The organism is Cupriavidus taiwanensis, assembly GCF_900250075.1.
Classification (GTDB): Bacteria; Pseudomonadota; Gammaproteobacteria; order Burkholderiales; family Burkholderiaceae; genus Cupriavidus; species Cupriavidus taiwanensis_C.
Map to the genome: position 1 here is coordinate 1,365,868 of NZ_LT977071.1, position 15,029 is coordinate 1,380,896.

The 15,029-nt window shown below is 69.1% G+C and carries 15 protein-coding genes; 10 read left to right on the plus strand and 5 right to left on the minus strand.

Annotated elements, in window-relative coordinates; translation table 11 throughout:
- Positions 1-104 precede the first annotated feature (104 nt).
- The gene (locus CBM2588_RS22515) at positions 105-629 is read left to right on the plus strand and encodes a host attachment protein (RefSeq protein ID WP_115682564.1); all 525 of its coding nucleotides are present in this window, start codon (positions 105-107) and stop codon (positions 627-629) included.
- Between the two features lie 54 nt (positions 630-683).
- Here CBM2588_RS22515 and CBM2588_RS22520 read toward each other — a convergent pair whose 3' ends face one another.
- Positions 684-935: a hypothetical protein gene (locus CBM2588_RS22520; protein ID WP_147298426.1), complete on the minus strand. Its 252-nt coding sequence runs from the start codon at positions 933-935 to the stop codon at positions 684-686.
- Between the two features lie 200 nt (positions 936-1,135).
- Positions 1,136-1,846 (minus strand): GntR family transcriptional regulator, encoded by a 711-nt coding sequence (locus CBM2588_RS22525; RefSeq protein WP_115682566.1) that lies wholly within the window; start codon positions 1,844-1,846, stop codon positions 1,136-1,138.
- 198 nt (positions 1,847-2,044) lie between these two features.
- Between CBM2588_RS22525 and CBM2588_RS22530 the strand changes: the two genes are divergently transcribed.
- From CBM2588_RS22530 to gabD, 7 genes are all read left to right on the plus strand, one after another.
- Positions 2,045-3,715 carry a GMC family oxidoreductase gene (locus tag CBM2588_RS22530; protein WP_115682567.1) on the plus strand — a complete coding sequence of 557 codons (1,671 nt, stop codon included), beginning with the start codon at positions 2,045-2,047 and terminating at the stop codon, positions 3,713-3,715.
- Positions 3,716-3,756: 41 nt separating this feature from the next.
- Positions 3,757-4,668: a TauD/TfdA dioxygenase family protein gene (locus CBM2588_RS22535; protein ID WP_115682568.1), complete on the plus strand. Its 912-nt coding sequence runs from the start codon at positions 3,757-3,759 to the stop codon at positions 4,666-4,668.
- Between the two features lie 29 nt (positions 4,669-4,697).
- A complete protein-coding gene (locus tag CBM2588_RS22540; protein ID WP_115682569.1) occupies positions 4,698-6,119 on the plus strand; it encodes an aldehyde dehydrogenase family protein in 1,422 nt (473 codons plus the stop codon).
- Positions 6,120-6,311: 192 nt separating this feature from the next.
- Complete coding sequence (locus CBM2588_RS22545; RefSeq protein ID WP_115682570.1) at positions 6,312-7,529, plus strand: AI-2E family transporter; 1,218 nt, start codon at positions 6,312-6,314, stop codon at positions 7,527-7,529.
- Positions 7,530-7,634: 105 nt separating this feature from the next.
- Positions 7,635-7,850, plus strand: coding sequence for a hypothetical protein (locus CBM2588_RS22550; RefSeq protein WP_115682571.1), 216 nt, complete (start codon positions 7,635-7,637; stop codon positions 7,848-7,850).
- 91 nt (positions 7,851-7,941) lie between these two features.
- A complete protein-coding gene (locus tag CBM2588_RS22555) occupies positions 7,942-8,154 on the plus strand; it encodes a DUF3079 domain-containing protein (protein WP_115682572.1) in 213 nt (70 codons plus the stop codon).
- A gap of 72 nt (positions 8,155-8,226) precedes the next feature.
- Positions 8,227-9,675 carry an NADP-dependent succinate-semialdehyde dehydrogenase gene (gene gabD, locus CBM2588_RS22560; protein WP_092315737.1) on the plus strand — a complete coding sequence of 483 codons (1,449 nt, stop codon included), beginning with the start codon at positions 8,227-8,229 and terminating at the stop codon, positions 9,673-9,675.
- Between the two features lie 13 nt (positions 9,676-9,688).
- Here the strand turns inward: gabD and CBM2588_RS22565 are convergent, their stop codons facing one another.
- The 3 genes from CBM2588_RS22565 to CBM2588_RS22575 are packed head-to-tail and all read right to left on the minus strand — an operon-like array spanning position 9,689 to position 11,710.
- Complete coding sequence (locus CBM2588_RS22565) at positions 9,689-10,522, minus strand: hypothetical protein (protein ID WP_115682573.1); 834 nt, start codon at positions 10,520-10,522, stop codon at positions 9,689-9,691.
- A gap of 29 nt (positions 10,523-10,551) precedes the next feature.
- Entirely contained in the window at positions 10,552-10,905 is a 354-nt protein-coding gene (flhD, locus tag CBM2588_RS22570) for a flagellar transcriptional regulator FlhD (protein ID WP_115682574.1), read from the minus strand.
- A gap of 1 nt (position 10,906) precedes the next feature.
- The gene (locus CBM2588_RS22575) at positions 10,907-11,710 is read right to left on the minus strand and encodes a Crp/Fnr family transcriptional regulator (RefSeq protein WP_115682575.1); all 804 of its coding nucleotides are present in this window, start codon (positions 11,708-11,710) and stop codon (positions 10,907-10,909) included.
- A 249-nt stretch (positions 11,711-11,959) separates the two neighbouring features.
- On the opposite strand from CBM2588_RS22575, the gene CBM2588_RS22580 reads away from it, so the two are divergent.
- A complete protein-coding gene (locus CBM2588_RS22580) occupies positions 11,960-13,933 on the plus strand; it encodes a PAS domain-containing hybrid sensor histidine kinase/response regulator (RefSeq protein WP_115682576.1) in 1,974 nt (657 codons plus the stop codon).
- Between the two features lie 113 nt (positions 13,934-14,046).
- Positions 14,047-15,027 (plus strand): Bug family tripartite tricarboxylate transporter substrate binding protein, encoded by a 981-nt coding sequence (locus tag CBM2588_RS22585; protein ID WP_115682577.1) that lies wholly within the window; start codon positions 14,047-14,049, stop codon positions 15,025-15,027.
- The last annotated feature ends 2 nt before the right edge of the window (positions 15,028-15,029 follow it).

Sequence of the window (15,029 nt, forward strand, 5' to 3'; positions counted from 1 at the left end):
CGTCTGGCGCCGCCTGCAGCCAAAACGTGGCGCCAGTCCGGATGGCGTATCCCTTGCAACGGGTGCCAGAGGGCCCTGTGTTCGGGCCGGCAACCGGAGCGATCATGAAGAACATCTGGATCCTGGTGGCGGATGAATCCGTCGCCCGCATCTTTGCCTCGCACGGCGACAGCGCGCCGCTGGAAGTCGTCGAGGAAATCACCGACGCGGCCGCGCATGCCGACCGCGCCGACCTGCGCCGCGACGCCTACGGCCGCCGCGGACAGGCCGCCGCCCAGGGCGATGCGGGACACCCCGGCGCTCACCAGGTCGGACCGTCGACGGTCACGTCTTCGGCGGGCGAGGACGAGTTGCATCAGGAAGCGCAGCTGTTTGCCCGGCGCGTGGCCGATTACCTCGACGACGCGCGCAACAAGCAGCGCTTCGATGAACTGGCGCTGATCGCGGCGCCGCGCTTCCTGGGGCTGTTGCGCAAGACCCTGCCGCCCGGCGTCACCGATGTGGTCACCAGGGAAATCGACAAGGACTTCAAGTACGTGGCCAACAACGACCTGCAGCAGCGGCTGGCCGATGAAGGCATCGTGCCGGCGCGGCGCGACGAACGCGTCAATACCGGCCGCGACCGTTAGCGGGAAGGCATGACAACGCAGCCGCCCGTGCTGGCGCAGGCGGCTGCGCCGTCGTCACCGGGCGGTGCCGGAACCGCTGGCGGCGCCACTGCCGCCGCTCGGGGTACCGCTCGGGCTGGTGGTGCTGGTCGCGCCGGAGGTGCCGGTGGAAGTGCCGGCCCCAGGCGTGCTGCGGCTGCGGTTCTGTTCCGTCACCGAACCCGATCCGGAGAGCGAGCCGGAACCGCTGGTGCTGCCGGTGGCGGTGCAACCCGCCAGGATGCCAAGTGCAAGCAAGGCTGTGCCGATGCGCAAGGGTGTTTTCATGTTGTCCTCCATCTGGCAGGTTGGCGGCAAGCCTCGCTGCATGGCGCAGCCTGCCGGCGGGGCGCCGATGGCGCCGCTGCGCTGGAGAAGACGCAACTGACGTACCAGCCGGTAAAAGTTACCGTGCGGGTACCTGATGACGGCGGGCTCGGCGCGCGGTTGCGGCGCTGGCTGCAACCGGCGGCCTTGGACTGAGCACTTTAGCGCGTCAGCGTCCACTTGTAGGCATAGCGGTCGGGCCGGAACAGCAAGTCCGCGCAGAACAGCGGCGTGCCTTCGATGTCGTACGGCGTGCAGCGCAGGCGCAATAGCGGCAGCCCTTCGGCGACGCCGAGCTTGCGGGCCACGTCGGCCGGCGCCGGGATCGCGCTGGCTTCCATCGCCACGTCGCGAAAGCGATACCCAAGCCGGCTTTCGAACAGCGCCATGGCGTCGTTGGTCTCGACATCTTCCTGCACCATGCGGCGCATCAGCGGCTCAGGCCCCATCAGGTTGAAATACGCGACCGCCACGTCGTCCCAATAGCGCACCGTGGCCACGCTCAGCACCTTCTCGCCCGGCTGCAGGCTCAGCGCCGCCGCCACATGGGGCGGCGCCCGCAACAGCCGCACCGATGCCAGCTTGCCGTAGGCCAACTGGCCCCGCGCCCGGCCGGTCTCGTAGAAACCGGTCAGCGCGCCCAGGCTGGGGGTATCGGCCGGCCGCGTCACGAAACTGCCCTTGCCATTCACTTTCTCGATCAGGCCGGCGTTGTGAAGGCCGGACAGGGCCTGCCGCACGGTGATGCGGCTGACGCCGAACTCGGCCATCAGTTCGGCCTCGGACGGCAACTTGGCGCCGGGGGCGAAGGTGTTGCTGGCGATTCGCTGGCGAATCTCGCTTTCTATCTCTTTGAACCTGGGCAGCGCCACGTGTGTCCCGCCCCGCGGGCGGCTCCGAACTGAGTGATGCGGATTAGTGAGGCGGATTAGTGAGGCGGATTATACCTATCATGACAGGTACCGTCATAACCTATTGACCTGTTATAACAGGTAATGGCAGTATCCGTCGTCACCAGCGCTCTGCGCCCCCACCATCACCGCGTGCTGGCAACACAGGAGACAACTCAATTGGAAACCAGGGCAAAAGACACCGCCGGCGCGCCGGCGGAGTTCGACTACATCGTCATCGGCGCGGGATCGGCGGGCTGTGCCGTGGCCGGGCGCCTGGCCGAGGACGCCAGCGTCACGGTGGCGCTGCTCGAGGCAGGACCGCATGACCATCACTACGCGATCTGGGCGCCGGTCGGCATCGCCGCCGTGGTGCCCAGGGCCGGGCCGCGCAACTATGGCTACTACACCGAGCCCCAGGCGGGGCTGAACGGCCGCCGCTCCTATCAGCCGCGCGGGCGCGGCCTGGGCGGCAGCTCCTCGATCAATGGCATGGTCTATATCCGCGGCCACCGGCGCGACTATGACGACTGGGCTGCGCTGGGCTGCCGCGGCTGGGGCTTCGACGACGTGCTGCCCTACTTCCGCCGCAGCGAGCGCAATCCCCGCCTGGGCGGGAAGCAGGACCCGCTGCACGGCGACGACGGTCCGCTGCACGTCAGCGACCTGCGCTCGCCCAACCCGTTCGCGCAGCGCTTCGTCGAGGCCGCGATGCAGGCCGGGCTGCCGCGCAACGACGACTTCAACGGCGCCACCCAGGAGGGCGCTGGCCTGTACCAGGTGACGCAGCACAACGGCGAGCGCTGGAACGCGGCGCGCGCCTACCTGCACAGCGGCAACGCAGCCGACGCCGCGCTGAACGGTGGCCGCCGCGGTCTGGCGGTGATGACCGATACGCAGGCACTGCGCATCCTGTTCGACGGCAAGCGCGCCACCGGCGTGGAGGTGGTCCGTGGCGGCACGGTGCAGGTGCTGCGCGCGCGGCGCGAGATCGTGCTCAGCGGCGGCGCCTTCAACTCGCCGCAACTGCTGCTGGCCTCGGGCATCGGCCCGGCCGCGCACCTGCGCGAGCTTGGCATCGACGTGGTCCACGAACTGCCGGGCGTGGGCGAGAACCTGCAGGATCATCTCGACATCATCGTCAACAAGCAGCTGCAGACCACCGAGCTGTTCGGCAAGACCGGCCGCGGCATGCTGCGGCTCGCGCGCGAGGTGATGCGCTACCGGCGCACGCGCACCGGCATGGTGACCTCGAATATCGCCGAGGCCGGCGCGTTCCTGCGCAGCCGGCCCGAACTGGAGATCCCCGACGTGCAGCTGCACTTCGCGGTGGCGCTGGTCGGTAACCGCAACCTGGGCAACCTGGGCCACGGCTACTCCTGCCATGCCTGCGTGCTGCGCCCCAAGAGCCGCGGCCACGTGCGCCTGCGCAGCGCCGACACGCGCGAAGCGCCGCTGATCGATCCGCGCTTCCTCTCGGCCGAGGAAGACATGGCCGGCATGGTCGAAGGGGTGCGCGCGATCCGCCGCATCTTCGCCCAGCCCGCACTGGCGCAGCACGGCGGGCGCGAGGTGCTGACCGATGCGTTCGGCCCCGACAGCGGCAACGAGGCGGCGATCCAGGACTTCGTGCGCAACCACGCCGATACGGTCTACCACCCGGTCGGCACCTGCAAGATGGGCGTCGACGACATGGCCGTGGTCGACCCGGAACTGCGCGTGCGCGGCGTGCAGGGCCTGCGCGTCGCCGATGCCTCGATCATGCCGACCCTGGTCGGCGGAAACACCAACGCGCCGGCCATCATGATCGGCGAAAAGGCCGCGGACCTGCTCAGGGCCGCGCTCCGCTGAGTCCCATCTGCATTGGCACAAACACTACCAAGGAGACCACCATGCAAGCCACCGCACCCGCCACCATCAGCCCGCAAGACTACCGTGCGCTCGAGCCGGAGCCGTTTCCCTTCACCGTGCGCCGCTGCACGCCGACCATCGGCGCCGAGGTCGAGGGCATCGATTTCCGCGAGACCCTCGACCACGACACCTATCTCTCGCTGCGCCGCGCGCTGCTGAAGTACAAGGTGCTGTTCTTCCGCAAGCAGGCCATCACGCCGGCCCAGCACGTAGCGGTGGCGCGGCGCTTCGGCGAGCTGGAAGTGCACCCGATGTTCACCAACCATCCGGAGCATCCTGAACTGGTGGTGTTCGGCCGCAACGACAAGACCCGCGGCCGCGAGAACCTGTACCACTCCGACGTGTCGTGGCGCGAGATCCCGTCGATGGGCTCGATGCTGCGCTGCCTGGAGTGCCCCGAGGTGGGCGGCGACACCATCTGGATCAACATGGCCGCCGCCTACGACAACCTGCCGCAGGAGATGAAGGACCGCATCGCCAACCTGAAGGCGGTGCACGATGCCATGCCCGCGTTCGGCACCGCGCTGAGCGAGGAGAAGTATGTGGAGATGCGCGCCAAGTATCCGCCCATGGTGCACCCGGTGGTACGCACCCATCCGGAGACCGGCGAGAAGATCCTGTTCGTCAACGAGGCCTTCACCACGCACTTCGCCAACTTCGCCAAGGAACAGCCGTATCGCTTCGGCTCCGACTTCCGGCCGGCGGAACTGGACCTGATGCAGTACCTGTACCGCCAGGCCGCCGCACCCGAGTACCAGGTGCGGCTGCGCTGGCAGCCGGACACGATCGCGCTGTGGGACAACCGCTCCACGCAGCATTACGCCGTGCAGGATTACTTCCCCGCGGTGCGCCACATGAACCGCGCCACCATCATCGGCGACCGTCCGGCCTGAGCGGACGACAATCCATCGAGGCAACCGGCATGCATATCGTCGACAAGTTCTATATCCACGGCAAATGGGTGCAGCCCGCCGAGGGCGCCACCCAGGCCGACATCATCGACCCGGCCACCGAAGCGGTGGCCGGCAGGCTCGCCATGGGCACCGCCGCGGACGTGGACCGCGCCGTCGCCGCCGCGCGCGAGGCCTTCCCGGCGTGGTCGCTTTCCACCCGCGAAACCCGCATTGCGCTGCTCGAGCGCATCATCGCCGCCTACCAGGCGCGCATGCCCGACCTGGCGCAGGCGGTGCGCCAGGAGATCGGCGCACCGATCACGCTGGCCACCAGCCTGCAGGCGGCGATCGGGCTGGGGCAATTGCAGGCGACACTGCAGGCGCTGCGCGACTTTGCCTTCGAAAGCCCGCGCGGCAAGAGCCTGGTGCTGCGCGAGGCCATCGGCGTGGCCGCGCTGATCACGCCGTGGAACTGGCCGCTGAACCAGATCGCGGCCAAAGTGGCGCCGGCACTGGCGGCGGGCTGCACCGTGGTGCTCAAGCCCTCCGAAATCGCGCCGCTGGACGCGCAGATCTTCGCCGAGATCATGGATGCCGCCGGCACGCCGCCGGGCGTGTTCAACATGCTCTATGGCGAAGGCCGCGTGGTCGGCGCCGCGCTGTCGTCGCATCCTCGGGTCGACATGGTATCGATCACCGGCTCGACCCGCGCCGGTGTGGAAGTGGCTATCAGCGCCGCCCCCACCGTCAAGCGCGTGGCGCAGGAACTGGGCGGCAAGTCGCCGCTGATCGTGCTGGACGACGCCGACCTGCAGGCGGCGGTGACCAGCGGCGTGGCCCAGTGCATGGTCAATTCGGGCCAGACCTGCGTGGCGCCCACGCGCGTGCTGGTACCGCGCGCACGCTACGAGGAAGCCGTGCAGATCGCGGCGGCGGTGGCCAATGCGGTCAAGGTCGGCGATCCGTCCGATCCCGACACCAGGATGGGCCCGATATCCAACCGCGGCCAGTACGACAAGGTGCAGCGCCTGATCGGCGTCGGCATCGAGGAAGGCGCACGGCTGGCCGCCGGCGGCCCGGGCCGCCCCGACGGCATCGAGCGCGGCTTCTATGCCCGCCCGACCATTTTCGCCGACGTGCGCAACGACATGGCCATCGCCCGCGAGGAGATCTTCGGGCCGGTGCTGTGCCTGTTGCCGTACGACAGCGAAGAGGAAGCCGTGGCCATCGCCAACGACACCGACTTCGGCCTCGCCGCCTATGTCGCCTCGTCCGATCCGGCGCGCGCACGCAGGCTGGCGGCGCGCCTGCGCGCCGGCAATGTGCGCATCAATGGCGCGATGATGGATATCACCGCCCCCTTCGGCGGCTACAAGACTTCCGGCAACGGTCGCGAGTACGGCCCCGAAGGCATCGCCGAGTTCCTCGAGACCAAGACCGTGACGGGCTGAAGTCGCCCGGTCCGCTACCCGCCGCCCGGCCGCCAGCGCCATGCTGGCCGCCGGGCGGTGTCGTTTGCGCGGCGCATGCATGCGCGCTGCCGCGCTTGTCTGACACCGGCAGGCGGCGGCGTCCGACAGCCATCGCCTGCCAGCAAGCTATCTTCGAGGGTAGCGCCAGGCCTTTTGCCGAAGCGCCCGGCTATGTCGACTGTTCCCGATCCCACCGCCCCGGGGCTGCCGCCAGCGCAGCCCGTCCCGCAACTGACCGACGCTGGCCGCCCCGCAGACGCCGCCGCCGCCGATCTGTCCACGCCAGCGCCCGCGCTGCTGACCGATGCCGCCGTCGCCGGCGCGCTGCATCGCGCCAGCACCGCGCTGATGGTGCTGGCGGTGCTGTTCTCGCTGTACGCCGTGCACGTGGCGCGCGACTTCCTGGTGCCGGTGGTGATCGCGGTGGTGATGGCCTACCTGCTCGACCCGCTGGTGTGCGCGCTGCAGCGGCTGGGACTGGCGCGCTCGCTGGCCAGCACCATCGTGCTGCTGGCACTGCTCGCCGCCCTGCTCAGCGGCGCCTACCTGCTGCAGGGACAGGTCGAGTCGATGGTCAACAGCCTGCCGGAGATGGCGAGCAAGCTGTCGCGATCCGTCGGCGCGCTGCTCAGCGGCGACGACTCGATGTGGCAGAAGATACGCCGCGCCGCCACCGTGCTCAGCGGCACCGGCCAGCCGCCGCCGGCGCGCGGCACCCACGTTGTAGTGGAGCAGTCGGCGGGCCAGATCAACAACATGCTGCTGGCCGGTTCGGTCAGCATCTTCACCATGGCGGCGCAGGCGGTGGTGGTGGTGTTCCTGCTGTATTTCCTGATGCTTGCCGGCGATACCTTCAAGCGCAAGTTCATCAAGATGGTGGGCACCACCATCTCGGAAAAGAAGATCAGCGTGCACATGCTGGACGAGGTCAACCGCTCGATCCGCCGCTACATGGGGATGCTGCTGGTGACCAACGCCGGCCTGGGCGTGTGCACCTGGCTGCTGCTCAAATGGCTTGGCGTCGACAATGCCGGCAGCTGGTCGATCGCGGCGGCGGCGCTGCACCTGGTGCCCTACTTCGGCGCGCTGGCGATCGCGCTGTGCCTGGGCATGGTCACGTTCATGCAGTTCGGCACGCTGGGAATGGCCGCCGCGGCGGCGGGCGGTTCGCTGTTGATCGCGACGCTGATCGGTTCGGTCATCACCACGTGGATGACCGGCCGCATGGCGCGCATGAACGCCGTGGCGGTGTTCGTGGCGCTGCTGTTGTTCACGTGGCTGTGGGGCGTGTGGGGAATGTTGCTCGCGATACCGCTGATTACCATCGCCAAGGTGGTGGCGGATCACATTGAAGGCATGGAAGTGGTGGCCGAGTTCCTTGGCGAGTAGCGTGCGTTCGCGCACCTGTCGCATCGGAGCTGCACCGCTATACTGAAACAGCGAATGCTGCACCACAGCATTACAGACGCAGCCGTTCGCGCGGAGGAAACCACCATGTCTCTATGCGACCTGTGCGAGTCGCAACTGGACCGCCCCGGCCATGTGCCGCCGCATCCGCAACTGGCGATTTCGGCGACGCTGCGCATGGCGAGCGGACAGAATGCGTTCGTGTACCGCTGCGGCCACTGCGGCCAGACACTGCTGCTTGCGTCCGACGACGGCGAAGCGCCCGACCGCTGGACGCGCCTCGACGCCGACGGCTGGCGTTGATCTTGACCCTGACCTGGCGTCACGGCGCCGTTGATGCCGCCTTGATCCCGCACAAGTCCGGGATCCGGAAGCGTCGACATAATCGGCCATCATGGCCAAGAAATTTCCCATCCATCCCAGCCATCCCGAGCGCATCTGCTGGGGCTGCGACCAATACTGCCCGGTCGACTCGATGCGCTGCGGCAACGGCTCCAGCCGCACCCAGCATCCCGTCGAACTGCTCGGCGACGACTGGCTCGAATGCGGCGACTGGGGCATCGAGGCGCCGTCCGCCAAGGCACCGTCCGGAACCACCCCCGGGTAGCGGGATTACAATCGTTGTCTCCGGCCCAACGACAAAGACCCGGCGCCACTGCCGGCATACACCGAGACAACCATGCTGAACCTCCAGGATTCCTCGCTGCTGCGGCAGCAGTGCTTGATCGACGGCCGCTGGATCGATGGCGAGCGCCGCATCGACGTGACCAATCCCGCCACCGGCGAGCGCGTCGGCCAGGTGCCGCAGCTGGGCGCCGAAGAGACCCGCCAGGCCATCGAGGCCGCCAACCGCGCGCTGCCGGCATGGCGCGCCCGCACCGCCAAGGAACGCTCGGCGCTGCTGCGCAAATGGTTCGAGCTGATCATGGCGAACCAGGAAGACCTGGCCCGCATCATGACCGCGGAGCAAGGCAAGCCGATCGCCGAGGCGCGCGGCGAGATCGCCTACGCGGCCTCGTTCATCGAATGGTTTGCCGAGGAAGGCAAGCGCGTCTATGGCGATACCATTCCCGCCCCGGTCAGCAACCAGCGCATCGTAGTGACCAAGGAACCGGTCGGGGTCTGTGCCGCGATCACGCCGTGGAACTTCCCCGCCGCCATGATCACCCGCAAGGCCGGCCCGGCGCTGGCGGTCGGCTGCACCATGGTGGTCAAACCCGCCTCGCAGACGCCGCTGACGGCGCTGGCGCTGGTGGCCCTGGCCGAGCGTGCCGGCATCCCCGCCGGCGTGCTGTCGGTAGTGACCGGCTCGGCCAGCGCGATCGGCGGCGAGATGAGCAGCAATGCGCTGGTGCGCAAGCTGACCTTCACCGGCTCGACCGAAGTCGGACGCGTGCTGATGGCGCAGACCGCCGCCACCATCAAGAAGGTGTCGATGGAACTGGGCGGCAACGCGCCCTTTATCGTGTTCGACGATGCCGACCTCGACGCCGCCGTCGAAGGCGCGATCGTTTCCAAGTACCGCAATGCCGGTCAGACCTGCGTCTGCGCCAACCGCATCTACGTGCAGTCCGGCGTCTACGAAGCATTTGCGCAGAAGCTGGTCGCCGCAGTGGCGGCTTTGAAGGTGGGCAACGGCATGGACGACGGCGTGCGCATCGGCCCGCTGATCGACGACAAGGCCGTGGCCAAGGTCGAGGAGCATATCGCCGATGCGCTCGGCAAGGGTGCCCGCCTGCTGCAAGGCGGCCAGCGTCACGCGCTCGGCCACTCCTTCTTCCAGCCGACGGTGCTGGCCGACGTCGCGCCCGGCATGCTGGTGGCGCGCGAGGAAACCTTCGGCCCGCTCGCGCCGCTGTTCCGCTTCGACACCGAGGACGACGTGGTCGCCATGGCCAACGACACCGAGTTCGGCCTGGCCAGCTACTTCTATGCACGCGACCTGGGCCGGGTCTGGCGCGTCTCGGAGCGGCTGGAATACGGCATGGTCGGCGTCAATACGGGCCTGATCTCGAACGAGGTGGCGCCGTTCGGCGGCGTCAAGCAATCCGGCGTGGGCCGCGAGGGCTCGCATTACGGCATCGACGACTACCTGGTGATCAAGTACACCTGCATGGCCGGCATCTGACCCCAGCGCGCCCTCAGCCCGCCGTGCCCGCGGCGTGCCGGGGACCGGACTGCGGCTGCGCCAGCCGGCAGCTGTCCCGAAAGCGCGCGATCTGGTCATGCAGCTGCTGCATCTGTTCGACCTGGAAGCTGGCCCGCTCCCGGCTGTAGCGGGTGCCGGACTCATACAGCGCGCTGTCCGCGGCGCGGGCCAGCCCCTCCAGCGCCTGCGCCAGCGCGCGTCCCTCGACGCTGCGGTGCCGCCGCAGGCGCCAGGACAGCGCCTCCTGGCCCTGGTCGAGCAGGTTCTGCTGCAGGTAGCCAAGCCGCTCGGCAAGGCTTTGCGCGTCCTGCAACACCGACAGATAGGCGCATACCACCGCCAGCCGCTGCTGCATCTCGCCGCCGGTCAGCAGCTCGCGCGCGCACGCGCCCCAGGACGGCGCCTCGGGCCCCTGGTCCTGCCCGCCGCATTCGCGCATATGGATGTCCAGCGGCAGCACCGATACCGCCAGACCGGGCGGCAGCACGCTGGTGAAGCGGCTGGCGATGGCTTGCTGCAGGGTGCGGTCGAGCGCGACGCACGTGTTGATGTCGGCATCGACATGGAACTCCAGCGCCGGCTGCCGGCCATGGCCCACCGAGACCACCGCCCGCACCGGCGGGTGCCCGGCCATGGCCAGCGTTTCCAGGCCGGCTTCGATGCAGCGCTGCTCGGCGGCCTCGGCGCCAAGGGCCTGGACGATGTCCTGCATCTGCAGCGTGCCGGCGATTTCGGTGCGGTCGGCCGCGGGCGGCCACCCGCCGCGGCGGTCGGCGGCCATGGTCATCCGCTTCAGATCGACATGCGTGATCGCATTGCCCGTCATATAACCCTCCGATTCTCAGAAGTCGTGTCTCAATCCCGCCGCGATGCCATCACGATCGCGGCATGCATGCCGTGCAAGGCGTGCGGCGGCTCGGCCCCGGTCAGCGCGGCCACCAGCAGGCTGTCATCCAGCCGGAAGCGGTACAGCATCAGGCTGGACCGCGCCAGCGCGATGACCTGCGTCGGCGTCAGCGATGCCAGCAGGCGGCCCATCTCGCGACCCAGGCCGAGCCGGAACAGCGCCTCGGCCTCGTTCTCGCGCATCAGCCGCTGTACCAGCAGCAGGTAGGACAGGTTCAGCGTCTCGATCTGGCGCAGGCGGTCGGCATCCGCTTCCCGATGCCTGTCGGGGTCGCTTGCTGCGGGTGTCCTGGCCGGTTCCATGTCAGCCTCGCGCGGGTGCGGTTGCGTCGCCGGCCCCGCGCAAGCGCGGCGCGGGCGGATGGGCGAGGATCATCGGGCGCGCGGCAATGGCCCGCAGCGCGGCCTTGTCGAGCAGCGTGATGGTGCGGTGCCGTACCGTGATCAGGCCGCCTTCGGCCAGCCGCGAGAACTGCCGGCTCACCGTTTCCAGCGTCAGGCCGATATAACTGCCGATTTCCTCGCGGCTCATGCGCAGCACAAAGGCCGACGACGAATAGCCGCGCAGCGCAAAGCCGTCCGCCAGCCACAGCAGGAACGTCACCAGGCGCTCTTCGGCGGTCATCAGCGCCAGCATGGTCTGCACGGCCCGCGCGCGCTGCAGCTGGCCGTCCAGTGCCAGCAGCAGCTGCCGGCCGAACGGCGCCAGCGTGGCCGCGGCCAGGCGCAGCGCGTCCACGGTGAACAGGCACAGCTTGGTGTCTTCCAGCGCGGTGGCGTACGACGCATAGTGCGGCCGCACCAGGCTGTCGAGCCCGACCATGTCGCCGGGGAAGTGGAAGGCGACCACCTGGGTGCGCCCGTCCTCGGTGGTGACATGGGTCTTGATGGTGCCGACGCGAATGGCATAGACCGATGTCACCGGGTCCCCCATCAGGTACAGGAATTCGCCCTTGCGCAGGCGCACCATGCGTTGCGCCGCTTCGATGCCCGGCGCGCCACACGCCTGGCCGGCGGGTGCGCAGTCAGGGCAGGCGCCGGCCATCAGGCAACACGTGCTGCACGGCATGGCTTCGCGCTGCGGCTGGCGATCGTCGGACTGTGTCATCGGCGCTGTGGGCAGTGAGACCTTGAGAACCTCGTGCGTCCATTCTATGGAGCCGCCCTGGCCAGACAATCCGTACATTCCGATTCCCGGCACGGAAGCGTCCGACGTTGCCGTGCGCCGGCCTGCCGGGACGTCCGTGCTGCACTTGGCCGTGCGGGCGGGTGCCAGCGCAGCGCAAGCAGGCGTATCCTTACCGCACCATCAGGATCGGATGCGCCGGCAGCGCCGGCACGTCGCCCAACCCATCCCATGACAAGACGCCCCCACGATCCACAACCCCTTGCCGGCAACGCCAGCAGCCTCGAGGCCAATGGCCCGGACCATCCGAACGCCGCCGACACCCCCTACCGGACGCTGGTGGAAGCCGTGCAGGACTACGCCATCTTCACGCTCGACGTGGGGGGCCATGTCTCAAGCTGGAACAAGGGCGCAGCCCGCATCAAGGGGTACCGGCGCGAGGAGATCCTGGGCAAGCATTTCTCGCAGTTCTATACGCCCGACGCGGTGGCCCGGCGCTGGCCCGACGCCGAGCTCAAGGCGGCCGCCGAACTGGGCCGCTTCGAGGACGAGGGCTGGCGCGTGCGCAAGGACGGCAGCCGCTTCTGGGCCAACGTCGTCATCACCGCCCTGCGCGACCCCGAGGGCCGGCTGATCGGCTTCGGCAAGGTCACGCGCGACCTGACCGAGCAGCGCCGCGCCGCCGAGGCGCTGCGCCAGAGCGAGGAATCGCTGCGCCTGCTGGTGGAGGGGGTCAAGGACTATGCGATCTTCATGCTCGACCCCGGCGGTCATATCGTCAGCTGGAATTCCGGCGCGTCCTATATCAAGGGCTACCGCCGCGACGAGATCATCGGCCGCCATTTTTCGCTGTTCTATCCGCAGGAGGACATCGCCGCCGGCAAGCCGGCCCGGCACCTCGACCTGGCCCGGCGCGCCGGGCGCGTCGAGGACGAGGGCTGGCGCGTGCGCAAGGACGGCTCGCTGTTCTGGGCCAATGTCACGCTGACCGCCGTCTACGACGATTCACGCGCGCTGCGCGGCTTTGCCAAGGTGACGCGCGACATGAGCGAACGCCGCCGCCGCGAGGAGCTGGAACGTTCCAGCCAGCGCCTGAACGAGTTCCTGGCCACGCTGTCGCATGAGCTGCGCAATCCGCTGGCGCCGGTGCGCAGCGCGCTGACCGCGATGCGGCTCGCCCCGGGCGACGGCGCGCTGGCTAACCAGAGCCTGGCCTTGATCGAGCGCCAGGTGACGCACCTGAGCCGGCTCGTCGACGACCTGCTCGATATCGGGCGCATCACCTCCGGCCGGATCGAGCTGCGCACCGCGCCAGTGGAACTCGACGAGATCATTGCGCTGGCGATCGAGGGCGCGCGCCCGGCGCTCGATGCCAAGTCGCAGCGCGTCGACGTGCAGGGCGCGCCCGGCGCGATCCGCATGGATGCCGACAAGACCCGGCTGGTGCAGGTGCTGCAGAACCTGGTGCTCAATGCGTCGAAGTTTTCACCGTCCGGCTCGGTGGTGACGATTGCCGCGGCGGTGCAGAACCGTACCCTCGAGCTGCGGGTGACCGACCAGGGCCGCGGCATCTCGCCGCATGCGCTCGAGGACATCTTCCAGCTGTTCGTGCAGGAAAGCCGGCCGGGCACCGATGTGCAGGGCGGACTGGGCATCGGCCTGTCGCTGTGCCGCTCGCTGGTGGAGCTGCACGGCGGCACCATCGCGGCCACCAGCGCCGGGCCGGGGCTGGGCAGCACCTTCACGGTACGGCTGCCGCTACCGGCCGCGCGCCCGTCCGACGATGCGCACCGCACCGCCCTGCCCGCCACCGGCCACGACCAGGCCGAGCTGCAGGTGCAGCGCATCCTGCTGGTCGACGACAACCGCGACGCCGCCGACAGCCTGGCGATGCTGCTCGAGATGTGCGGCCACGAGGTGACCATCGCCTACGACGGCTCCGAAGCGCTGCACGTGGCGCCGCGCTGCCGTCCGCATATCGCGCTGATCGACCTGGCCATGCCGGGCATGGACGGTTTCGAGGTGGTGCGGGCCATGCGCGGCGTGGCGGGCACCGAATCGACCCGTTACGTCGCGCTGACCGGCTTCGGCCAGCCGGCGGACCGGCAGCATACCGAGGCCGCCGGCTTCGATGCGCACCTGGTCAAGCCGGTGGAGCTGGAAACCCTGTTCGGCACCATCGCGCGGCTGCGCCGGCCTGACTGAGCGGCACGGCATCGGGCCGAACCCGACCTTCGCCAATCCCGAACCCGCGCGCGCCGCGGCTGCGACACACTGACGCCCGTTCCATCGCAACAGATCAAGGAAAGGAGACAGCGATGCAGGGTTGGATCAGGCGTGCGGCCATGGGGCTGCTCTTTGCATGCGCGGCCACCGCCGCCGGCACCGCGCTGGCGGACTACCCCGACAAGCCGGTGCGGCTGGTGGTGCCGTTCCCGCCGGGCGGCGCCACCGACCTGCTGGCGCGCGAGATCGGCAACGCGCTGTCGGCGCGGCTGCAGCAGCCGGTGGTGATCGACAACCGCCCCGGCGCCGGCGGCAACCTGGCGGCGATCGCCGTGGCGCGCGCCCCGGCCGACGGCTACACGCTGCTGTTCGGCACCTTCGGCTCGCTCGCGGTGAACAAGAGCCTCTATGACAAGCCCGGCTACGACCCGCTCAGGGACTTCGCGCCGGTGGCGTCGGTGGCCTACCTGCCCAACGTGCTGGTGGTGCATCCCAGCGTGCCGGCACGCACCGTGCCGGAACTGCTGGCGCTGGCGCGCAAGGAGCCGGGCAGGCTGACCTACGGCTCGTTCGGCAACGGCTCGTCGTCGCACCTGGCGGGCGAGCTGTTTACGCACCTGGCCGGTGTCGAGATCACGCATATTCCGTACAAGGGCAGCGCCGCGTCGATGACCGACCTGATCGGCGGGCGCATTACCATGATGTTCGACAGTGTCTCCACGGCGCTGCCGTATATCCGCGACAAGCGCGTGCGCGCGCTGGCGGTGACCACGCAGAAGCCGTCCGAGCAGCTGCCCGGCGTGCCGACGCTGGCCGCTGCCGGCGTGCCCGGCTACGAGCTGACCGCATGGTTCGGCGTGGCGGCGCCGGCGGGCACGCCCAAGGCCGTGATCGACCGCCTCAACGGCGAGATCGTGGCGGCGCTGAAGCAGCCGGACCTGGCTGCCAGGCTGGCCAGCCAGGGCACGGTGCCCTTCCCCGCCACGCCGGCGCAGTTCGGCAGCTATATCCGCGCGCAATACGAGAAGTGGGACGGCCTGATCAAGTCCGCCAACATCAAGCTGGACAACTGACT